The sequence below is a fragment of the Brevibacterium sp. FME17 genome (assembly GCF_014897515.1).
GTDB lineage: Bacteria > Actinomycetota > Actinomycetes > Actinomycetales > Brevibacteriaceae > Brevibacterium.
On sequence record NZ_JABUYD010000008.1, the window covers coordinates 35,926 to 58,503 of the forward strand.

At 63.3% G+C, this 22,578-nt stretch carries 19 protein-coding genes; 11 read left to right on the top strand and 8 right to left on the bottom strand.

The window, feature by feature from the left end; all coding sequences use genetic code 11:
* The first annotated feature begins 117 nt into the window (after positions 1-117).
* Both INT40_RS09220 and INT40_RS09225 read left to right on the top strand, forming a co-directional pair.
* Entirely contained in the window at positions 118-597 is a 480-nt protein-coding gene (locus INT40_RS09220) for a hypothetical protein (protein ID WP_101574079.1), read from the top strand.
* Between the two features lie 73 nt (positions 598-670).
* A complete protein-coding gene (locus INT40_RS09225; protein WP_193095974.1) occupies positions 671-2,794 on the top strand; it encodes a RecQ family ATP-dependent DNA helicase in 2,124 nt (707 codons plus the stop codon).
* A 50-nt stretch (positions 2,795-2,844) separates the two neighbouring features.
* Here the strand turns inward: INT40_RS09225 and INT40_RS09230 are convergent, their stop codons facing one another.
* The 4 genes from INT40_RS09230 to INT40_RS09245 all read right to left on the bottom strand — a co-directional run bounded on the left by INT40_RS09230 (position 2,845) and on the right by INT40_RS09245 (position 6,758).
* The gene (locus tag INT40_RS09230; protein ID WP_319020851.1) at positions 2,845-3,354 is read right to left on the bottom strand and encodes a hypothetical protein; all 510 of its coding nucleotides are present in this window, start codon (positions 3,352-3,354) and stop codon (positions 2,845-2,847) included.
* Positions 3,351-4,112, bottom strand: coding sequence for a VOC family protein (locus INT40_RS09235; protein ID WP_193071140.1), 762 nt, complete (start codon positions 4,110-4,112; stop codon positions 3,351-3,353). The genes INT40_RS09230 and INT40_RS09235 overlap by 4 nt, the downstream gene beginning before the upstream one ends.
* Before the next feature lie 33 nt (positions 4,113-4,145).
* Positions 4,146-4,919 (bottom strand): isocitrate lyase/PEP mutase family protein, encoded by a 774-nt coding sequence (locus INT40_RS09240; RefSeq protein ID WP_101574076.1) that lies wholly within the window; start codon positions 4,917-4,919, stop codon positions 4,146-4,148.
* Between the two features lie 114 nt (positions 4,920-5,033).
* On the bottom strand, positions 5,034-6,758 hold the full coding sequence (locus INT40_RS09245) for an amidase (protein ID WP_193095975.1): 1,725 nt from the start codon (positions 6,756-6,758) through the stop codon (positions 5,034-5,036).
* 173 nt (positions 6,759-6,931) lie between these two features.
* Between INT40_RS09245 and INT40_RS09250 the strand changes: the two genes are divergently transcribed.
* Complete coding sequence (locus INT40_RS09250; RefSeq protein WP_193071142.1) at positions 6,932-7,546, top strand: molybdenum cofactor guanylyltransferase; 615 nt, start codon at positions 6,932-6,934, stop codon at positions 7,544-7,546.
* A 96-nt stretch (positions 7,547-7,642) separates the two neighbouring features.
* Here INT40_RS09250 and INT40_RS09255 read toward each other — a convergent pair whose 3' ends face one another.
* Positions 7,643-9,298, bottom strand: coding sequence for an APC family permease (locus INT40_RS09255; protein ID WP_219618911.1), 1,656 nt, complete (start codon positions 9,296-9,298; stop codon positions 7,643-7,645).
* Positions 9,299-9,749: 451 nt separating this feature from the next.
* On the opposite strand from INT40_RS09255, the gene INT40_RS09260 reads away from it, so the two are divergent.
* Positions 9,750-10,439, top strand: coding sequence for a GntR family transcriptional regulator (locus tag INT40_RS09260; protein WP_193095976.1), 690 nt, complete (start codon positions 9,750-9,752; stop codon positions 10,437-10,439).
* Between the two features lie 7 nt (positions 10,440-10,446).
* Here INT40_RS09260 and ykgO read toward each other — a convergent pair whose 3' ends face one another.
* Positions 10,447-10,569, bottom strand: coding sequence for a type B 50S ribosomal protein L36 (gene ykgO / locus INT40_RS09265; protein WP_096162004.1), 123 nt, complete (start codon positions 10,567-10,569; stop codon positions 10,447-10,449).
* A gap of 68 nt (positions 10,570-10,637) precedes the next feature.
* On the opposite strand from ykgO, the gene INT40_RS09270 reads away from it, so the two are divergent.
* Positions 10,638-11,723, top strand: a complete 1,086-nt coding sequence (locus INT40_RS09270) for a GTP-binding protein (RefSeq protein WP_193071143.1) — start codon at positions 10,638-10,640, stop codon at positions 11,721-11,723.
* Between the two features lie 76 nt (positions 11,724-11,799).
* On the opposite strand, the gene INT40_RS09275 is transcribed toward INT40_RS09270, so the two are convergent.
* Complete coding sequence (locus INT40_RS09275) at positions 11,800-12,258, bottom strand: Fur family transcriptional regulator (protein WP_101574062.1); 459 nt, start codon at positions 12,256-12,258, stop codon at positions 11,800-11,802.
* Positions 12,259-12,346: 88 nt separating this feature from the next.
* Between INT40_RS09275 and INT40_RS09280 the strand changes: the two genes are divergently transcribed.
* Complete coding sequence (locus INT40_RS09280; RefSeq protein ID WP_193071144.1) at positions 12,347-13,498, top strand: CobW family GTP-binding protein; 1,152 nt, start codon at positions 12,347-12,349, stop codon at positions 13,496-13,498.
* Between the two features lie 312 nt (positions 13,499-13,810).
* Positions 13,811-17,491, top strand: coding sequence for an efflux RND transporter permease subunit (locus tag INT40_RS09285; protein WP_319021969.1), 3,681 nt, complete (start codon positions 13,811-13,813; stop codon positions 17,489-17,491).
* 61 nt (positions 17,492-17,552) lie between these two features.
* Here the strand turns inward: INT40_RS09285 and aztA are convergent, their stop codons facing one another.
* A complete protein-coding gene (gene aztA, locus INT40_RS09290; protein ID WP_193071145.1) occupies positions 17,553-18,185 on the bottom strand; it encodes a zinc ABC transporter ATP-binding protein AztA in 633 nt (210 codons plus the stop codon).
* Positions 18,186-18,214: 29 nt separating this feature from the next.
* On the opposite strand from aztA, the gene aztB reads away from it, so the two are divergent.
* The 4 genes from aztB (at position 18,215) to aztD (ending at position 22,564) form a co-directional block, all read left to right on the top strand.
* A complete protein-coding gene (aztB, locus tag INT40_RS09295) occupies positions 18,215-19,066 on the top strand; it encodes a zinc ABC transporter permease AztB (RefSeq protein WP_193071146.1) in 852 nt (283 codons plus the stop codon).
* A 9-nt stretch (positions 19,067-19,075) separates the two neighbouring features.
* On the top strand, positions 19,076-20,308 hold the full coding sequence (locus INT40_RS09300) for a PQQ-binding-like beta-propeller repeat protein (protein WP_193071147.1): 1,233 nt from the start codon (positions 19,076-19,078) through the stop codon (positions 20,306-20,308).
* A complete protein-coding gene (aztC, locus tag INT40_RS09305) occupies positions 20,308-21,231 on the top strand; it encodes a zinc ABC transporter substrate-binding protein AztC (protein WP_193071148.1) in 924 nt (307 codons plus the stop codon). The genes INT40_RS09300 and aztC overlap by 1 nt, the downstream gene beginning before the upstream one ends.
* Positions 21,232-21,313: 82 nt before the next feature.
* Positions 21,314-22,564: a zinc metallochaperone AztD gene (gene aztD, locus INT40_RS09310; protein WP_193071149.1), complete on the top strand. Its 1,251-nt coding sequence runs from the start codon at positions 21,314-21,316 to the stop codon at positions 22,562-22,564.
* The last annotated feature ends 14 nt before the right edge of the window (positions 22,565-22,578 follow it).

Here is a 22,578-nt window from a genome sequence, read left to right on the forward strand (position 1 = left end):
AGTACAGCGTACTAGTACACTGTACTGCGTTGCCGAGTTCGTGTGTCGAGAATGACCAGGAGGCTCATGTGCAACGCGTCGACCGTGACTCCGTACCAATGAAAATGGAGCCTCAGAATGATCGAAAGCATCCAGAACTTCGCCGGGTCGATTCCGGACTGGCTGCAATGGGCGGGCATCATCCTCGTCTCTGCCGTCCCCTTCGTCGAATCCTATTTCGGCTCCGTCATCGGCGTCGCGATCGGTCTGCACCCGGTCGTCGCCATCCTCATGGCGATCATCGGCAATGTGGCCTCGATGCTCGCATTCGTCTACGGCGCCGGAGCGATCCGAGACAAGGCGACGAAGAACCGCGAGAAGGACGCCGAGCCCTCGCAGAAGCGGCAGCGACTCAAGCGCATGTTCGACAAGTTCGGGGTCCCCGGCGTTTCGCTCCTGGGACAGACCCTGTTGCCGTCGCAGATCACCTCGTCGGCCATGGTGGGCTTCGGCGCGAACCGCAACGCCGTGGCGTTCTGGCAGATCATCTCGATCGTCCTGTGGGGAGTGCTCTTCGGCGTGCTCGCCACCTTGGGGGTCAACCTCGCACTGAGGTGACGAGTCAGGGGTTGAAGGCGCGGTCGCGCGTACTCGATGGGCCTGCGTCAGTGGTGACACCTAGACTGGGCCCATGACCGAATCCACCCCGACCGCAACGACCATCGACGCCGACGAATTCGCCGTTCAGGCTCAACGTATCCTGGCCGAGCTCACCGCGAATCCCAACGCTGAGTTCCGAGATGGTCAGCTCGAATCGATTCGCGATCTCGTCGTGGAGAAGAAGCGAGTCCTCGTGGTCCAGCGCACCGGTTGGGGCAAGTCGGCCGTGTACTTCGTGGCAACCAGGATGCTTCGAACAGCAGGCACCGGTCCTAGCCTCATCATCTCGCCGCTGCTGGCTCTTATGCGCGACCAGATCGCCGCTGCCGAACGCGCCGGAGTTCGCGCAGCCAGCCTCAACTCTTCCAACGTCACCGAGTGGGACGCCGTCCTCGATGACCTCAGAGCCGGCAACCTCGACGTTCTGCTCGTCTCGCCCGAACGGCTGAATAACCCCCAGTTCCGCGACGAAGTCCTGCCACAGCTTCTCGCGTTCCTCGGCCTCATCGTCGTCGACGAGGCGCACTGCATCTCCGACTGGGGCCACGACTTCCGCCCCGACTACCGGCGCATCGGCCGCATCCTGTCCGAACTGCCCGGCAACACCCCCGTCTTGGCCACGACAGCCACCGCCAACTCCCGCGTCGTCACCGATGTTGCCGAACAGCTCGGCCAAGACACCACAGTCGTCCGCGGCGAGCTTGCCCGTGACTCCCTGAGGTTGGGCGTCCTGCCGGGCCTCGACGCGAGTGGGCGTATCGCCTGGCTGACCTCCCACCTCGGCGATTTCACCGGCTCGGGAATCATCTACACGCTCACGGTCAGCGCCGCCGAGGACATCACAAGGATCCTGCGCGATCAAGGCCATGAGGTCCGTGCCTACACCGGCCGCACCGACTCGGAAGAGCGAGCCGAACTCGAACAGCGCCTCAAAGACAACCAGATCAAGGCACTCGTGGCCACCTCAGCGCTGGGAATGGGCTTCGACAAACCCGACCTCGGATTCGTCATCCACATCGGGGCTCCATCGTCTGCCGTCGCCTACTACCAGCAGGTTGGTCGCGCCGGCCGAGCAACGGACTCCGCCGATGTCCTGCTCCTGCCCGGTGCTGAAGACCAGGAGATCTGGAACTACTTCGCCACCGCATCGATGCCCAGCCAGTCCGATGCCAACGCCGTGCTTCAGGCCCTTGCCGAGGCGGACGGCCCCCTGTCCGTGGCCCGCTTGGAGACCCTAGTCGGCACCAAGCGAACCCGTCTTCAGCTGCTGCTGAAGACGCTGGAAGTCGAAGACGCCGTAACTAAGATCAAGGGCGGATACGTCTCGACAGGTCAAGGCTGGACCTACGACCAAGAGAGATACGAGAAGGTCGCGGCCGTGCGGGCGGCAGAAGCACAGGCGATGCTGGACTACGAGTCGACTCGTGAGTGCCGGATGGAGTTCCTCATTCGGCAGCTCGATGATCCGGAGCCCAAACCCTGTGGGCGCTGCGACAACTGTGCCGGAGTCTGGTGGTCGGCCGAGATTTCGGACGAGAGCAGACAGACCACGGCAGGGACTCTGCATCGCATTGGTCTGCCCGTCGATCCGCGCAGCACTTGGCCCAGTGGAATGGCCAATATCGGGGTTCCGCTCAAGGGCCGCATCCCAGCCGGAGAGCTGGCTGCCGAAGGACGGGCTATTGCTCGACTCAGCGACCTGGGACAGGGGCAGACTCTGCGGTCGTTCCTTGCACCGGATGCTCCCGATGCCGAGGTCCCTGTGCAGATCGGCAAATGGTGCCTCGAGGTCCTGAGCCAGTGGGACTGGGACATCAGGCCCGAGGTTGTTGTGTCGGTACCGAGCGCGCGGAGGCCGACGACCGTGAGGTCGCTGGCGGCGAACCTGGCGTCTGCCGGCCGGCTCATCGACGGCGGCGAGCTGTTGCAGGTCCATGATCACGGTAGCCCGGAGGTCAACAGTGCCTTCCGGGTGAAGGATCTCTACGATGCATTCGTCGTTCCGCCCGAGGTCGAGGAAGCGGTGGCCGGGAAGGCAGTGCTGCTCGTCGACGACGAGGTGGTCTCCCGCTGGACGATGGCGATCGGGGCACGACTGCTCAGGCAGGCGGGAGCCACCGCGGTGCTGCCGTTTGCTTTGGCGCTGCGCGGCTGACTTTGCGCGGCTGACACTGAGCAGCTGACGCCAAACAGGCAGTATCGGCATCAGCGTGCCGCATGCATGTCCTTGACCAGCCTCGGCGTCCGCCGACGACCGACCTCGGTGGCCCACTGTGTCCACGGATACGAGAGCCGCACGACAAAGTAGTTGATGTACTCGGCGACTCCGAACGCCCAGATGAGGATCACGATGACGGCTGCCAGTGGGGTTGCAGGAAAATTCGCAACCGCTCCTATCAGGCCAGCGAGCAGAATGATCGGGTTGATGAATTTCAGCCTGCGGAACATCCTCGCCATCATGAACGGCATTCGACCTGGTGCGCTCCGTCCCTGATCGGAACGGTGCCACGACCGGGCCAGCAGCCAGTAGACACCTGCCTGAAGAAGAACGAACTCCAGCGGCACGAGTGCAAACCACAATGCGGCGACTGCGCCAGACGATGTGAGCTGCTCCTGCCAGGCAAAGGCGGCAGCCGCAAACACTGCGACCGCCGCCAGTTCGCCAAGGCCCAAACTCAGATACTGCTTGCGTATCCGAGAGAAGCGATCACTCACGGGTTCTGCTGGAGCTGGAAGGTCGCTCCTTCCGGATCGGTGACGGTGACGATGCGGCCATACGGTGAGTCTTCCGGACCGGCGAGCACCTTCCCGCCGAGCTCAGCCACTCGCGTTGCAGTAGCGTCGGCGTCTTCGACGTTGATGTAGTCACGCCAGAAGGACACCTGAGTCCATTCGCTGGCGTCGCAGATGCCGGCCACAGCATTGTCACCGGCTCCATGAGTCGAATACGGGAAGCCCTCCATCGCCACCAGCTCGAAGGAGAAGACGTTCCGGTAGAACTCCTGTGCGACGGGATAGTCCAACGTCATGAGTTCGAACCACACCGGAGTCCCAGGAGTCAGCGGAGTGTCGAAGCCGGTGAAATCGCCAGGCTGCCACATGCCTACGCCGGCTCCGGTGGGATCGGTGATGACTGCCATCTGGCCCAGTGGTCCGACGGACATCGGCTCGGCGATCGGAGCGGCCCCGGCGGTGAGTGCCGTCGCGTACGTGTTCGCGATGTCGTTGGTATGCAGATAGGTCGTCCACATCGCCGGGATCATCGGGTTCGGTGTGCCGTCCATGTTCATGGCGCGCATGGCTCCGCCGACCGTGGCACCGTCCTTCGTGATCATGTTGTAGTGGCCGAAGTCTGGTCCCTGATCTTCGAACTTCCACCCGAAGATCTCGGAGTAGAACTTCGTCGTGGACTCGAAATCGTGACAGGTGTAATCGATCCAGACAGGTTGTCCTTCGCGAAGATCCTCAGGCATTGCGTCTCCTCATCATTGCGGTTGGCATAGCTGTCAGTGCCAGTTTCGGGTGAACTTGGCGAAATAGTCGTACATTGCGGACTGCAGCAGGGGCCCGAAAGTCACACGCTTCACCCCGAACTCCTGCAGCTGCGAGAGATCGAGTTCGTCGGGTACGGCGCCTTTGACCGGGTGAGCGGTGACATTGAGCGGCAGTCTTACCTGGGACAATATGGACTTGAGTGTGTCGGTGTTCGGCAACCTGACGGGATAGACGGAATCCGCACCCGACTCGGCGCACAGATTGAGGCGACGGATCGCCTCGGCGGTGGGATCCTCGAAATCATTGGGATTCTTGAAGACATCGGTGCGGGCGTTGATGACCACGTGCACCCGTTGCGCGTCTGCGGCGCGACGCAGATCTCCGATGTACTCGGCATGTTCCTCAGCGCTGCGCATTCGTCCCTCGCTGTGGACGGTGTCCTCAATGTTGACACCCACCGCGCCGGCTTCGAGGAGTCCGGCGATGAGATCCGGTGCCGGGGTGTCGTAGCCGGATTCCAGATCGGCGCTGACCGGTACATCGACAGAGCCGCACACGCGGGCGATCCCTGCCAGCGCCTGGCTGAGGCTCATGGTCTCGCCGTCCGCGGAGCCCACGGAGTCGGCGAGAGGATGGGAGCCGATGCTCAGAGCCTCGAATCCGGCATTGACCATGGCCTGGGCTGACCAGGCATCCCACACTGTCGGCAGGACGATCGGACGATCCTGATGATGGGCTTCGAGTAGAGCGGACGCGCGTTCAGCAAGAACAGAGAAATCGGTCATGTCCAATACTGTTCCACCGATTGCTGGCTACGATCCAGTAATCTGGCGATTTCACCCGAAGGTTTCAGACTTACTCACTCGGCGTGGACTGCCGGATTCACAGCTTCGGCATGCTCACAGCCTCGGCGTGCGCGGAGGCTCCTCGCGTCGACTACCGGTGGCTTCGAAGGCTGCGGCGAGTTCGATGAGCAACGTATCGTCCCAGCCGCGGCCTGAGATCGTGAGCCCGATGGGGATGCCGGTGTCAGACATCGTGCCCATGGGCACAGTTACCGAGGGGATGCCCAGATGCCGTGGCACCAGATTGCCGTTGGCAACCCAGGTGCCGTTGCGCCACCCAAGATCCGCTGAAGTCTCGTTGACATCCATATCGGCCGGGCCCACATCGGCCATTGCCGGGTAGACCACGGCGTCGAAGCCGTTGGCGTCCATCCATTCTTCAAGGTCGATACGGCGAGTCACCTCGAGGCCTCGAATGCCGTCTTCGAGATCGGGGATCTCCGTCACAGAGCCGTAGCCGTCCTCGCGCACCAGTCGCGGGTATTCGGCGATATCGTCCTCGAACCCTGTGAACCGATCGGGGAGGGCGCCGTCAGGGTGGGGGAAGATCTTCGTCCCGTCCACCTCGGTCAGCGTTGACAGGTTCGGATCACCGTTGGCAGCCAGGAAATCGTCCCAGGCCCAAGCGGAGAGGTCGTTGATCTCCCGATCGAGGAAGTCGGTGCTCACGATGCCGCGGGTCTTGATCGTCGGAGCACCGGGACGATCGCCCTCGTAGTTGCTCACCACTGGAAAGTCGGTTTCGATGACCTCAGCTCCGGCGGCCTCGAGGTCGCGACGGGCCTGTTCCCACGCTGAGATCACCGAGGCTCGAGTCTCGATCCGCTGTCCGGTGGGCCCGCCGATGCCGCCCTCGGGATTCGTGCCCGCCTCGGGGTCGGCGTTGATGTACATCTTCGGGATGCCGAAGCGCTTGCCTGCCAGTGTGGAGTGTGCCGAAGCGGCATCGGTTGGAAGCAGCGCGGCATAGGAATCGGGTCGGATGGCAGAAGCAGGGGGAATCTCGACCCAGGGCTGGACTCGCCAGAAGTCACCGCGAGTCTCGGCGTCGTCGGCGACGATGATGTCGAGGACCTCGCACAGGTCGGCCATCGAGCGGGTGTGGGGGACGACGACGTCCATCGTGGGCACCAGAGACCAATTGCCGCGCACGGAGATGACTCCGCGAGAAGGAGTGTAGGCGATGAGCGCGTTGTGTGAGGCCGGAGCCCGACCCGAGGACCAGGTCTCCTCGCCGAGACCGAAGGCGGCGAAACTGGCGGTCGTTGCGGTACCGGAGCCGTTGGAGGAACCCGAGGCGAAGGCGCTGGTCAGCCACTGCGCGCTATAGGGGCTTTCGGCTCGGCCGTAGAGTCCGCGCTGCATGCCGCCGTTGGCCATCGGGGGCATGTTGGTCAGACCGAGGCAGATGGCCCCGGCACCGCGGAGGCGCTCGATGGTGAAGGCGTCCTTCTGTGCGATGAGTTCGGCGAAGGCGGGGGAGCCCGCGGCCACGGTCAGTCCGGTGACCATGTAGCTGTCCTTCGCGGTGTACGGGATTCCGTCGAGAGGGCCCAGCGTCTGACCCCGGGCTCGTCGCTCATCGGAGGTGGCCGCCTCGGCGAGGGCATCCGGGTTGGATACGATCACGGAGTTGAGCCGGGTCTCAGTATCGGGGCCGTCGAATGCGGCGATGCGAGCCAGGTAGTCCTCGACCAGCCCCACCGAGGTGGTTGTCCCATCCTCGAGGGCCGCTCGCAGTGAGGCGATGGATGCTTCGACAATATCGAACTTCGTCATTCGCGATTCCTCCGTGCAGATCAGGTTCGTGTGGGCGCCCCGTCGGGGTCGACGATGCTCCCGCTGGATGCAGTCCGCAATGAACTGGTGATGCTTCACAGTATTGCTCACCTGCGTCGGCAATGTCGTGCGAATCTCGTTGTCGACGATGTCCTCCCGCGTAGGATCGGGGCATGTCTATCCGTGCGATCATACTCAGCGGCGGCCGTTCGAACCGCTTCGGCGGCGTCCACAAACCCGCAGTCGAGTTGGGCGGGATCACGGTGATCTCCCGCATCCTCCGCGCAGTGCGCATGACCGATCCCGACGCCGAGGTGTGTGTGGCCGGACCGATTGATGGGCTGTCTGCCACGGAGCAGGAATCCGTGCAGTCTGTTCGGGAGGAACCCGCTTTCGCCGGTCCTTTGGCCGGGATCGCAGCGGCGTGTGCTGCCGTTCGAGGCGCCGCCTCAGCCGGACCTGCGGATGTGACCCTGGTGCTGGCCGCGGACATGCCCATGATCACGGCCGGCCACCTCGGCGGTCTGATTGAAGCATGTAGGCGGACAGGCTCTCCGTCGGCGGGAACTGATGACCGGGGCAAGATCCAGTTCCTCTGCGCCGCATGGCCGACGCAGCTGCTGCTCGCGCGCTTGGAAGCCATCGGCGATCCCACTAACGGTGCGGTGAAGTGGCTGTTCACCGGGCTCAATCCCATTCTCGTTGACGTGGATCCGGGTATCGTTGCTGACTTTGACACAGTGGCCGACTTCGATCGCATCCGTACCCTCAACGACAAGGACAGCTGAATCTGGTTCCTTCAACGACGAAGCTGCCTCGGCGCATTGGAGCGTCGAGGCAGCTTCGAGAACAGATCAGGCAGTACGAACTCAGGACATACGAACTCAGTCGTCGACGCGCTGAGTCTGCTCGATGGCTTCGACCGACTCCTCAGGGGTCAGTCGGCAGCTGATGCCGACGTAGAAGACGATGACCGAGAAGATCACCGTGACGATCTCACCCCAGACGAAGCCCATGATGTCGAGTCCACCGCCGTAATGGCCGATGAGGCTGAGGAGGACCAGGCCGACCATCCACAGGATCATCCACCAGCCGGAGCGCATCTTCAGGTCCGGCAGGCGAGCCTTGTCCTTGGCGAAGATGTGGTGGAGGATCATGACGACGTAACCGATGGCGACGGCGAGGAAGAGCTTCCAGTTCGTTTCCCATCCTGTCCAGTAGACGATGAGGTTCGCGCAGATGAAGCCGATGATGGGCAGCACGTCGTTGCCAGGCAGTTTGAACGGACGTTCCTGCTCAGGCAGCTGACGCCGCAGCGCGGCGACGACCACCGGGCCCGTGGCGAATGAGAGTACGGTGCCGGAGGTGATGAATCCGACCAGTTTCGCCCATGAGGGGAAGGGCAGGAACATAATGCAGGAGACGATGAAGACGACGAGCAGTGAGATCCAGGGGACGCCGTGCTTGTTGAGCTTGGCCAGGGCGCGTGGGGCGTTGCCGACCTTCGCCTGTGAATAGGACAGGCGAGGAGCCAGCGCGGTGTAGATCAGGCCGGTGTCAGCGGGGGAGACGATCGCATCACCGTAGAGGATGACTGCCAGCCATACGGCGCCCAGCAGCAGGGAGATCTCAGCCAGAGGACCCGCATCGTTGGTGAAGGCCAGTTTCGCCCAACCACCGTCGAGGAGGTCCGAGGGCAGTGCGCCGATGAAGGCCGCCTGCAGTGCGATGTAGATGACGCCGGTGACGAGGATCGATCCGATGACTGCGAAGGGGACATTCTTCTGCGGGTTCGTCGTCTCACCGGCGAACTCGACGCCTTGACGGAAACCGAGGTAGGAGAAGACGATGCCGGCAGCAGGCAGGGCTGCGAAGATCGGTCCGATTCCGTTGGGTGCGAATCCGCCGAACTGCTGGCTCGCGAAGTGACCGGGGTTGAACGAGAGAGCGAAGAACACGACGATGACCAGCAGGATGACGGCGAGCTTCCACCACACGAGGACGTTGTTGAACCGAGCGAAGAGCTGGACTCCGTAGAGATTGATGAAGCTGAAGACCAGCATCAGAGCAATGCTCACCGCAATGCCCGGGCCTGTGAGGACGGCGACGTCATCGACGGTGTGCATCAGCCAGGGAAGGTAGCTCGACGCGTACTGAACGGCGGCCATGACCTCGATGGGCACGGTCGCCGCCACAGACAGCCAGGTGATCCACCCGCTGGTGAAGCTGGCGAATGAGCCGAAGGAGAAGTGGGGGAAGCGAATGACGCCACCGGCGACGGGGAACATCACGCCGAGCTCCGCATAGTTCAGCGCCACGAAGATCATCATGACGGCGCCGAGCGCCCAGGAGATGAGTGATGCCGGACCGACCATCACGGAGGCGTTGAACGCGCCGAAGAGCCAACCGGAGCCGATGATCGAACCGACGCCGGTGAATAGGAGACCGATTTTTCCGATGTCTCTCTTGAGGCCCTTATCGGCCCGGACTTCGACCTTCGTTGGTCGTCCGGACGCCGGGGGAATGATTGTGGACATCATTGCCCTTTCAATTGTGTAAATAGCTTTCAACTTTTGAAGTTTCTCTCCTGGAGTGGGTGATGTCAATCACGTTGATAGTGATTTCCGGCCCTCGGGGGCGCGCATATATACCGCATGTGACCTGGGTCGATAGTCAGGCTTTCGAACAACGACAAGATATCGCGTCGAATGGATCCAATGCCGAAACAGGCTTCGCTATAGAGCCCATTAATATCTGTCATCGCTGAATGCCCAGTTGCCAGATTGGATCCAATTATGCTCAGAATTCCCAGGCAGCAGTTCCGCAGTTCAGGTGCCTTTGGTCCAAATGGGCCCAGATTGCAGTTTGATTGCAATCGGCGCGGAGTGTCTCGAGTCGATGATCATTGCGGACCTTGGGATCCGCCGTCTCGCAGCGTGTGGGCGACTATGCTTCACGGCAGAGGGCGAAAGTATGAAAGGGATGCGAACTGTGACACACGATCAGGCGGCCAGCGCCAGAATCGCGGCCGAGCTGAGGTCGCGGATCATCAAGGGAGTTCTCGTCCCTGGAACCAGGATCAGGCAGGAGGAGATCGCCGAGGAATTCGGCGTGAGCAGGCTGCCGATCAGGGAGACCCTGCACATCCTCGAATCCTCTGGACTGGTCACCCTGGTGGCATCGACTGGAGCGTGGGTGTCAACGCTTAATCTTGACGAATGCCGGGAGATCTACCTGATGCGGGAACGGCTGGAGCCGCTGCTGCTGGGGATGGCGATGCCCACTCACACTGCAGATTCCTTTGCCGAGTTCGAAGCCAGTGCCCAGCGGGTGGAGGCGGCGACGTCGAGTGGTGACTTCCTTGAGTGTGACCATGATTTCCATCGGGCACTGATGGCAGGCCCGACGACGATCAGGCTCCACGACACTGTCGAGCACCTGTGGAATCTCACCCACTATTACCGCAGGCAGCTGCTGGCTCCGGACGGAATCACCCGACGTTCCCGGCGGGAGGACATCTTCGCCGAGCACCGCATGATCCTTCGGGCCGTGATCGATGGCGATGTCGAATCCGCGGAGGCGATGATGGCCCTGCATATTCGCCACACCCGAAAGCTCGTTGAGCTCAACCCCGAGATCTTCACGCACGGCAGTGCGGGCGGCCCCAGGCGTTCGCGCTGAGCTCGGATCAGCCCTGACGTGCCTTGAATCTGGGATTGAGCTTGTTGATGACATAGACGCGGCCGCGTCTGCGCACGACCTGTGAACCCGGCTGCTTCTTGATCGAGCGCAGAGATCTGCGAACCTTCATGACTGATCTCCTTAATGAGAATGAGTATTGTTAGGTTTAACAATAGATTCTTTGAGGGAAGGATGCCAATGCCAGAGTCAAGTGATGCCGATGTCGATGTGATTGCGGTGACTGGCGCGTGTGCGCAGGAGAGGGGCAGGTGCGCCCGGAGCATAGCGGAAGTCCGGGGATTCGTCTTCGTCCCTGCCGAGCAGACGGGTCAAGGACTCGAAGCCGTCGACAGGGCAGTCAATCTGATGCGCAAGGCGATCCACGTTCCCGGCGTCGTCCTGGAATACCCACTGGAGGTACCGGTGGTGGAGATCGTCGGCTCCCTCACGGCTCCGGACGCGGGGACGACTCTCCTCGACCTCGTCTGCGTCCTCGACGTGGGATGTATGCTTGCTGATCTTGACTCTGAGGAGCTCATCAGAGTCCCCCTGGCGAGTGATGCGAGGGACGGAGGCGTCATCGCCTCGAAGGCTGAGCTGCTCGTCGCTCAGATCGAATTCGCTTCGACGATCGCAGTTGTAAACGGAAGCTCGCTCCAGCCGAAGGCGCTCGAGCGGGCTGCCTCGCTGCTCAGCCATCTAGCCCCAAGTGCTGAGCAGAGACTCGTCGCGAATCCCTGCAGCCGGCACGGTCGCGACGGTCTCGGTGGTCGCGACGGTTTCGAAGTGCTCGGTCGTGCCGGGAGGACCTACGCGCAGCGGCCGCCGGATGCCGGCTGGGTGGCGATCCTCAACCAAGAATTTCCACCGCAACGGCAATCCTGCGTGGTCGAAGCCATTCGGTACGAGCAGTATCGCCCCTTCCACCCAGGTCGCCTGAATCACGCGCTGAAGGCATGCCTGTTTCAGGGGCACTGCGGACACATTCTGCGCTCGGCCGGATTTGCACGATTGGCCACACGTCCGCACATCACCGCTCAGTGGGATCAGGTCGGCCGCATATTCACGCTGTCACCATTGGCGTTCGACGACAGCCCCGGCGCTGGGGCCGAGCTTCTCGCGTTCGGTCAGGACCTGGCGTTCATCGGCACCGGACTCGACGAGCTCCGGCTGCGGCAGGTCCTCGACGAGGCCGCCCTCAGCGATGCGGAGCTGGAGGCCGGGCCGATGGAGTGGGCGGGCTACCCCGACGAATTTCCGGCGTGGAGCACAACGGCGACGTAGGTTCGCCGATGCTGTCCGCCGACGACTGCAACTGGTTCTTCGCTGGCGATTGCAACCGGTTCATCGCTGGCGACCGCTACCGGTTCTTGGCCAGGGCGGCGCACTCAGCGCAGAGACCGAAGATCTCGAACACATGTCGAGTGACTTCGAATCCATGTGATTGTGCCGTGGTGGTGATCCAGTCCTCGCTGGGCGGTTCCACCTCAACGGCTTTGCCGCAGTTCTCGCACACCAGGTGGTGGTGATGTTCATCCTGGGTGCAGGCGCGGAACAGCTGTTTCTCGGCAATGGTGATGGAGTCGGCGTGCCCGGACTCGCTCAGGGAGTTGAGCTGTCGGTAGACGGTGGCCAGCCCCACTGTGTGTCCCTGATCCTCAAGCGTCCGATGCAGCTGTTGGGCGGAGACGAAGCGCTTCTCGCTCTCGAGGGCGGAGCGGATCACGGCCTTCTGAGCCGTACTGCGGGTCTTCTTGGGCTCTTCAGCCGTCATGTCCTTGTGCCTCCGACGCTGCAGCGCAGTTGGTCCTGTGAGCATATGCGCATACGTTGATATGTTCCAATATTAATGAAAAACATTACCATTAGCGGATGACGAGCGTCCCGATGGCAGATGTGGAGGAGATGTGAACAGGAAGCAGTCTGCAGGAGCCGTCCCGGTGATCCTCCTGACTGGCTACTTGGGGGCGGGTAAGACCAGTCTGCTCAATCACCTGCTGCGCCATCCCGATGCGCGCATCGGGGTCGTCGTCAATGACTTCGGCGACCTCAACATCGACGCGGGCCTCGTCGTCGGGCAGGTCGATGAGCCCTTCTCCATCTCGGGCGGATGCATCTGCTGCCTTGATGATGACACTTCGCTCGAAGACGCACTCACCGCACTGGCGAAACCACGGCTGCGTCTCGACGCCATCATCGTCGAAGCCAGCGGTTTCGCCGAACCGCTGACACTGGCCCGGATGGTTACCCGCATGGGCCACCACCGCTTCCACCTCGGCGGGGTCATCGACGTCGTCGACGCCACCATGCATGCCGCGACGGTCGACACCGAAACCGCACCGCCGATGCGCTACGCGGCGACGACCCTGGTGCTTGTCAACAAGCTCGATCAGCTCCCCGTCGCGGACCGGGACACGGCTGTCGCTGCGATCCGGGAACGGGTCCATCAGCGCAATCCGCGACTCCTGGTCGTCGGCACCAGCTACGGCCGTCTCGACCCGGCGCTGATCTTCGACCCCGGTTCAGGGGCCGAACGAGGCGGCGACGGAACACGGTCGGGTGACAGTTCAACCGGGGATGCAGGCGCAAGCGCAGACCCCATCCAAGCGGAACTTCCGATCCGGGAACTCATCCGACAGGCTTACGCCGAGGCCGCTCAGACGGGCTTCGACGGTGAAGGTGAGAGCGCCCCCGTCCACCATCACGCACAGTCGGTGACGATCACTGGCGGCGGGTCTGCTGATGCTGGTGCCGTGCTGGACTTCCTCGAGGACCTGCCTGCCGGGGTCTACCGGGTGAAGGGCTCGATTCTTGTCGACGACAGAGCCGGAAGCAGGCGCTATGGGCTCCAAGCGGTAGGCCCGAACGTCTATGTGTCGGCGGTTGCGCCGCAATCGACAGCCGCACCGCAGAAGGAGCGCTGGGACAGTGCGCTGGTCGTCATCGGCGAGTCCTTCGACGAAGGGGCTGTCAGGGCGAGGCTGAAGGCCGCGTTGCGCAACGACGGAGGCGCGAACGGAGTGGAGCGACTCCGCCACTACGTACGCCTGCACAGCTGAGAGCAGTGAGGCGCCGATCTGCGCCGAGACCCGTCACACCGACGACTGTGGTGTTTCCGGAATCCAAGACGGAGGAAAACACCCGCGCCCGCAGCCCACGGCGCTCATATGATCGAATCATGACCGATCTCCCATGCCTCACTCAGCCTTTTGGGGGAGAAAGAAGACAACTTTCGGGGGACGCGTCGACCAGCCCGGCCTGAAAGACTGAACTCGTTCCACCCTCGCCCGGACCATCCCCGACACACCGCCCCACAGAATCACTTGAACACCCATCAGCAGCTCCCGCATGCCCAAAACCCGGAGGAACCCGTGTCCCTGATCACCAGGATGAGTCTGAAGAACCGCCTCATCGTCGGCCTGCTCACCCTTGTGATCGCCGTTTTCGGCGTCATTGCGACCACCTCGCTCAACCAGGAGACGATGCCCTCGGTCGAGCTGCCAGGCACCTCGGTGCAGGTCACGGTTCCGGGAGCCTCACCCGAGGTCGTCGAGGAATCGGTGACCAAACCGATCGAAACCGCGCTCGAAGGGGTCGGAGACCTCGAGACGGTGAGCACAACCTCCTCGGCGGGATCGATGTCGGCCAACGTCACCTGGCCCTTCGGCAAGGATGCCGAGGAGATGACGGACTCTGTGCGCTCCGCCGTCGACTCTGCGAAGGCAGACCTTCCCGACGGCGCCGAGGCGGAGGTGCTCTCCCAGCAGATCGACGACGTTCCGGTGGTCATGTTCGCCGTCTCCGGGGGAGAGGACTCGCAGAAGCTCGGCGATCTCGTTGAGACTGAACTCGTCCCCGAGCTCCAAAGCGTCGCGGGCGTATCCAGCGTCGACGTGGCCGGGCAGAACGAGCAGCGAGTCAACATCAGCTTCCGTCCCGACGACGTCAACGATAAGAACGTCGTCACCACCTCGGTGCCGGACGAACTCACGGCCGCCGGAAGCGTCGTGCCCGCAGGTCAGAGCGCACAGGGGAGCAAATCACTGTCTGTGGAGGTCGGTACCGAACTGGACGCCGTCAAGGAGATCGAGAAGACCCCGCTGCGCACCGCTGACGGTACGGTCCTGCTAGGCGACGTCGCCGATGTCGAACTCGACTCCGTGGATAAGACCTCGTACTCGCGCGCCGATGGCAAGGATGCCGTGACGGTGTCGGTGACCAAGGGCCAGGACGACAACGTCGTTGAGGTCTCCCACGGAGTCAATGAGGTCCTCGAGAAGATGGGACCCGAACTCGGCGACGACATTTCCTTCTCCACGATCTTCGACCAGGCTCCCGAGATCGAGAAGTCGATCCATGACCTGTCGGTCGAAGGCGGGCTGGGACTGTTCTTTGCGATCCTCGTGATCCTGGCCTTCCTCGGCTCGTTCCGGTCCACCGTGGTCGCCGCGATCTCGATCCCGATGTCGCTGCTGATCGCGATGATCGGTCTCATGGTCGGCGAATACACCTTGAACATCTTGACCCTGGGAGCCCTGACCATCGCCGTCGGCCGTGTCGTCGATGACTCCATCGTCGTCATCGAGAACATCCGCAGGCGGCAGGGTACGAGTGACCTCACGATCGATGACATCGTCGCCTCGGTCAAGCAGGTGGCCGGTGCCATCACGGCCTCGACCCTGACCACCGTGGCCGTGTTCCTGCCCATCGCCTTCGTCGACGGCATCGCCGGACAGCTGTTCCGTCCCTTCTCCGTGACCGTGACACTGGCTCTGCTCGGTTCGCTCCTTGTCGCGCTGACGATCGTTCCGGTCTTCAGCTACTGGGTCCTGCGGAAGAGCCCGAAGCCCCTGTCGCCGAAGCGCCAGGCTGCCACCGACGCAAGCTATGAGGCGTGGGCCCGGAAGCATCGGGAGAAGGGCATCAAGCGCGCTGAGAAACGACAGTCGAAGATCGACAGGAAGAATGCCAAACGCGGCGCCAAGGGCAAGACGCTGCTCCCGGCGGCGACTGCCGATGCTCCGGTGACGCCGATGCCCGGTGACGGTGAGGCTTCGGACAGGGTCGACCGTCTGCAGCAGCGAAGCCTGCCGGCTATCCTGGCCGCGCTTCGACACCCATGGCGCACGATCGTCATCTCCGTGGCGATCTTCGCCGTGACGATGATGATGGCCAGCTTCCTCAAGACTGACCTCCTCGGGGCCGCAGGGCAGAACTCTCTCTACATCGCGCAGACTCTGCCAGCCGGAGCCTCGCTCGAGGCCAGTGATGAGGCGGCGAAGAAGATCGAAGACGTTCTCGCCTCCGACCCGGACGTCGACACCTACTCGACGACCGTCAATGGACCCGAAACCGGTTCCGAGAACTCCTTCAACATCACCCTGAAGGACGATTCCGAAGCGGAGGTCGCAACGAACCGGCTGTCGAACCAGATCGACGGACTCGGCAACGAGGTCGGCGAGATCGATCTCCAAGACGCCTCAGGCAGTGCGAATGAGGACGTGGAGATCAAACTCTCCGGCTCTGATCTGTCAGCGCTGGGCGAGGCCGCCGATTCCGTGACGAAGAAGATGAGTGAGACCGAGGGCGTGACGAACGCCCGCAATGACCTCGCCTCCGATCAGCCGATCATCCACGTCGATGTGAACCGGGAGAAGGCCGCGGACTACGGCTACAGCCAGGTCGAGGTGGGACAGGCCATTGCGGCAGCCCTGCACGGAAGTGAAGCCGGCACTCTGACGCTGGAGGGCAAGGAGCGAGATATCTTCCTCGCCCCGACCCACCCTGATGCGACTCCAGACGAGATCCGAGCTTTGGAGCTTCCGGTCACCGAGGTGCAGACGCAGAACGCACAGGAAGACGCGACCGACGCAGTCGAAGAGAAGACCGACCGCAGAGCCGACGAAGCCAAGGCCAAGGCCGAAGAGGAATCAGCCGATCAGCTCGAATCTGCACGTGGGGCCCGCGACAACGCCGCCGATCAGCTCGAAGAAGCCCGGAAGGCCCTGCGCGATGCCCAGAATCCACCGCCGGCTCCGAGCCCCGGCGACATGGCGGCCGATCAGGTCGAACAGGCAGAAGAAGGCGTCGAACAGGCAGAGAAGGGCCTGAACGAGGCCAACGACGCGATCGACGACCTCGTCGACGGCCAGCGCGAGCAGGAGGAGAGCCAGGCCGAGGAGCAGGACCTCGCCGACGAGCAGGCGGCGATCCCCGACATCAAGGGCGACCCGATCACGGTCGATGAGATCGCCAGCGTCGACGAGACCGAAACCCCCGCCACCGTCACCCGGGAGGACGGCAACCGTCAGGTCACAGTGTTCGCCACCCCTGCCGAAGGACAGCTCAACCCGGTCTCCGCGAAGGCACAGGAACTGACCTCGAGCATGGATCTGCCCGATGGCGTGAGCTTCGACGTCGGAGGCGCGAGCCAGGAGCAGGCCGACTCCTTCGCCCAGCTCGGATGGGCCATGCTCGTGGCGATCGCGCTGGTCTTCCTCGTCATGATCGCGACCTTCCGCAGCTTCGTTCAGCCGCTCATCCTGCTCGTGTCGATTCCCTTCGCCGCTACCGGTGCCGTGCTGCTGTTGCTGCTGACCGGCACACCGCTGGGCATCCCCTCGCTCATCGGCCTCCTCATGCTCATCGGCATCGTGGTGACCAACGCGATCGTGCTCATCGACCTCGTCAACAAGCTGCGCGAGCACGGGATGGGACTGTGGGACGCGATCATCCACGGCACTCGGCTGCGTCTGCGGCCGATCCTGATGACTGCCGCTGCCACGGTCTTCGCCCTCGTGCCCATGTCACTGGGACTCACCGGTGGGGGAGTCTTCATCTCCCAGCCCTTGGCGATCGTCGTCATCGGCGGCCTCACCTCCTCGACCGTGCTGACCCTGATCCTCGTGCCCGCCCTCTACCTCCTTGTCGAGCGGCGCAAGGAGCGCCGGGCGGAACACAAAGAGGCGAAGGCGGAGGCTAAGCATGAGGCCGATCAGCACAGAATCGATGAAGAGACCGCCGAGGTGGCCGCCCGTCCCGTAGATGAGTGAGGTTCCGTGCGACGACGGTTCACCGGCGCGGGAGTTCTGGTGATCGAGTTCTGGCGAGTGCTCACCGAAACGCGAGCGCACCCTGGCGCAGATGGACGACGTGGTCGGCCCGAGCTGCCTGGGTGCGCTCGTGCGTGGCCATGACGATTGTGGCGCCGCGGCTGCGCTCGGAGTCGATGGCCAGGGTGATGTCCTCGGCCGCGCGGGCATCGATTCCGGCCAGAGGTTCATCGAGGAGCAGCAGGTCCGCGCGTTGTGCCAGACCTTGCGCCACCAGGGCACGCTGGCGCTGACCCCCGGAAAGTGACCCGAGGCGACGCGAGGCGAGGTCGTCGATGTGCAGCTGAGCGAGGCAGTCGTCGACGATCCGCTGATCATCACTGCTGTGGCGGGCGAAGAGGCCCCGTGCGCTCCATCTGCCCATGGCCACGACCTGTCTGACGGTGATCGGAAGGTGGTCCGGAGCAGAACTGCGCTGTGGCACGAAGGCCACAGTGGACGGCAGGCCGGATATCGATCCCTGTGTCGGTCTGAGCAGGCCTGCCAGTGCCATGAGCACCGTTGACTTGCCTGAGCCGTTGGCGCCGACGAGTGCCGTGACTCGGCCCAGGGGCGCGGCCAGGGTGATCTGGTCGAGAGCGAGATGGGCACCATAGTGAGCGCTGAGGTTGGTGAGGGTGATCGGATTGTCCACGCTCTAACAATAATGGTTATCATCATCGAATGGAATTCCTGTTCGCGCCCTTCGAGGTGTCCTTCGTTCTCCGTGCCCTCATTGCCGGTGTGCTCGCTGCCGTGCTTTGTGGGTGCATCGGCACCTGGGTCGTCCTGCGCGGCCTGGCCTTCTTCGGGGATGCGATGTCGCACGGGATGCTGCCGGGAGTCGCAATCGCGGCGCTCCTCGGCGGTCAGCTCATGATCGGCGCGGCGGCCAGTGCGCTGGTGATGGCGGCCGGGATCACCTGGGTATCGCGCGAGTCGAAGCTGTCCCAAGACGTCGGCATCGGACTGCTCTTCGTCGGAATGCTGGCCATCGGCGTGGTCATCGTGTCCCACTCCCAATCATTCGCCGTCGACCTCACGGGCTTCCTGTTCGGTGACGTGCTCGGGGTCCGCGGCCAGGACCTGATCATCCTCACAGTCGCAGCCTGCCTCGGAGTGCTGGCCTGCATTCTGTTGCACAGGCCGTTCCTCGCGCTCGCCTTCGATGAGCGAAAAGCCGCAACTCTGGGTATGCGGCCCGGTTGGGCTCATATCGCGATGCTCATGCTCACAGCCCTGGCGGTTGTCGCATCGTTCCAGGTCGTCGGCACTCTCCTCGTCTTCGGACTCCTCATTGGACCCCCGGCCACGGCCTGCCTCCTGTTCGACCGCGTCGGGGCAATCATGGCAGCGGCCTCGGTGATCGGTGTGTTCTCGTGCTTCTTCGGGCTGCTCGTGAGCTGGTATGCCCAGACGTCTGCCGGCGCGACCATTGCGCTGCTCACCGTCCTCATCTTCTTCGCGGTGCTCGTCGCGAGGCGGGTGAAAAGTGCGCTACAATACTTTCAACACAATGAGAACCATTATCAATAGAAAGATCTCATGACGAGGACAACTGCATTCGCCGCACCGAGCGCGGCACTGATCGCACTGCTCGCCCTGACCGGGTGCCAGGGCCAACAAGCGGACAGCGGGGCCAACAGCCCCAGTCAATCGACGGCGCCCCACGGATATGTCGAAGGGGCAGAGGAGGCCGACGAGCCGCAGCTGCGGCTGGCCGTCAGTGATGCGAAGACCGGCGCGGTCTCGGTCATCGACCTGCTCACCGAGGATGTCGTGGAGAAGGTCGAAGGCTCACCATCGACGACCCTGGCGGGGGCAGATTCCCGGTACCTCTACCTCGGCGATGGTGAAGCCGGAACGGTCGCAGCCGTCGACACGGGGGCGTGGACGGTCGACCACGGCGATCACAGGCACTACTACAAGGCCGAGGCGAAGACCATCGGTCAGGTCGACGGGGCCGACCCCGCGCACGTCGTCTCGACCCCGACCGAGGTCGCCTTCTTCTTCGACGGCGAGGGCCGGGCGAAGATCTATGACCGGAGCGCCCTCGGCGATGGTGAACTCACTCAGCTCGGCACCGTGAAACCGGGTGCCCACCACGGAGTGACGGTCCCCTTCGAGGATCACTTCGTGTCCACGCTTCCAGGGGACAAGGCCGATGATCTGCCTTCCGAACTCACCGTGTACGACGACAAGGGTCAGGCCTCGCCGATCGATGCGACATGCGAGGAGATCCACGGAGCCGGAGTCACTCGCGACGGGCTGGTCTTCGCCTGCGCCGACGGCGTGATCAGGGTCGATGAGGACTTCGACGCCGAGGTGCTGCCCTACCCCGAGGACACCGATGAGCGCACGTGGTCCGTGGAGGTCGGACGAGACCTCGCCGCGACCCCCTTCGATGATGGTGGAATCGGGATCCTCGATGCGACGACGGACGAGTGGACGTTCGCCGACACCGACGCCGAGGTGGTCTCCGCCGGCATCGCCCCCGACGATTCCGTGGTCGTGGCCCTGGACGAAGACGGGACCATCTATTCGCTGGACCCAGAGACCGGGAAGGTGCTGACGAAGAAGAAGCTCATCGCACCCTTCGACGCGAAGAGTCAGGGCCACGGAGCCGGACCCTCGGTGGCCGTGGACAGCGAACGCACCTATGTCAGCGACCCTGCCTCGGGAACAGTGCTCGAACTCGACCCGGCCGATGGCCTGCGTGAGGCGCGCAGCTTCGACCTCGGCGGGGCACCCGCAAGCCTGGCGGTGACGGGGCGGTGATGGGCACACGACGGCACCACCTCGCAGCAGTGGCGCTCACGCTGGCCACGCTCGGATCACTGACCGCCTGCGCGGAAGGACACGATGAGCCGTCGATCGTGGTGACGACGAACATCCTCGGCGATGTCGTGCACAGCCTCGTCGGAGACCACGCGGCGGTCACGGTGCTGATGAAGCCGAACTCCGATCCGCATTCCTTCGGCATCTCGGCGAAGGAAGCCGGAGCAATGGAGGATGCCGATCTCATCATCGGCAACGGACTGGGGCTTGAAGAGGGGTTGTCGGCGAACCTCGACAACGCGCGCAGCGAAGGGGTGCGCGTCCTTGAGGTCGGTGAGCACATCGATCCCCTTGAGTACACCTCGGGCGGCAGTGCGGGGACGCCCGACCCGCACTTCTGGACCGATCCCGCGCGGATGGTCGCCGCCGTCGATGTCATCACCTCGGCGCTGGGGGAGGAGGTCGGTGATGACCTCGCCGAGGCGATCGAACCGTCCGTGACCTCGTATCGGGGGCAGCTTGACGACCTCGATGCCGAAATCGAAGAGATCGCCGAGTCGATCCCTGCCGAGAACCGGAAGCTCGTGACGAACCATCACGTGTTCGGCTACTTCGCGAAGCGCTTCGACTTCGAGGTCATCGGGGCGGTGCTGCCAAGCGGAACCACACTGGCCTCACCTTCGGCAGCCGATCTCGAAGAGCTTGCCCGCACGGTCGAGGATGCCGGCGTGCCCACGATCTTCGCGGACTCCTCGCAGCCGCAGAAGCTCGCCGAGGCACTGTCTGATGAAGTCGACCTCGATGTCGAAGTGACAGCGCTGTTCTCGGAATCGCTGACCGAACCCGACGGGGAGGCCGGAACCTACATCGACATGCAGCGAACCAACGCGCAGGCCATCGCAGACGGACTCGTGCCCCGCTGACGAGCGCTTCTCCGCGAGGCACACAGCCTCGCACCACCACAGATCACGGACACGCCATCATGGAAATAGGGAAGAGAGAAGAATGAGAACACAACGAACCCTGATTGCCCCACTGGCTGCGAGCGCGGCCGTCACCGCCCTCCTGCTGAGCGGATGCGGCGGCACCGGCGCGGAGGCCGACCCCGACAGCGGCGAGCAGGCAGACACAGCGGAAACCTCGGACGCCGAACAGGTCGAGGAGACGCAGCCACGGCTGATCACCACCTATGACGGCGGCATCCTCACTCTGGACGCGAGGACGCTCGAGGTCATCGACGACACGAAGCTCGAGGGCTTCAACCGAGTGAATCCAGTCGGCGACGGACGGCACGTCATGGTCTCGGTGGCCAGCGGATTCCAGCTCTTCGACGCCGGAGTCTGGACCGAAGAGCACGGCGACCATACCCACAGCTTCGCCGGATCGCCTGAACTCACCGACAAGGTCTACGAAACCGATACCCCAGGTCACGTCGTGCGCCACGGTGGTTCGACGGTGCTCTTCGGCGACGGCGACGGACGGATGCAGATCTTCGACACCAATGCCTTCGGTGACGGCACACCCGAACCCGAGGTCAAAGAAGCAGAAGAGGCACACCACGGTGTGGCAGTGCAGTTGGAGAACGGCAACGTCCTGCACACCATCGGCAACGAGGAGGAGCGCTCGGGGGCGAAGGTCGTTGATGCCGAAGGAAATGAGATCGCCCGCAATGAGGACTGCCCGGGCGTCCACGGGGAGGCCGCTGCCCAGGACGAGGCGATCGCCGTCGGCTGTGAGGATGGAATCCTCTACTACAAGGACGGGAAGTTCACGAAGGTCGACTCCCCGGACAGCTATGGTCGGATCGGCAATCAGGCAGGATCTGATGACTCGCCGGTCGTGCTCGGCGACTACAAGGTCGACGAGGATGCCGAACTCGAACGTCCGGAGAAGGTCACCCTGACGAACACGGAGACCGGGACGATGAAACTCGTCGACCTCGACTCCTCGTACAGCTTCCGTTCCCTGGCCCGCGGACCCGAGGGTGAGGCACTTGTGCTCGGCACCGACGGCAAGCTCAACGTCATCGACCCGGAGTCCGGCACGATCACCGACTCACACCCGGTCACCGAAGCATGGAAGGAACCTGTCGACTGGCAGCAGCCCCGGCCGACGCTCTTCGTGCAGGGGGAGAAGGCCTACGTCTCCGAACCTGACAAGAGTCAGCTTCACATCGTGGATCTGGCCACCGGCGAAGTTGAGAAGAGCGCCGAACTGCCCCACGCCAGCAACGAAGTCACCGGTGTGACCGGCTGACGCCCGCGCCCATC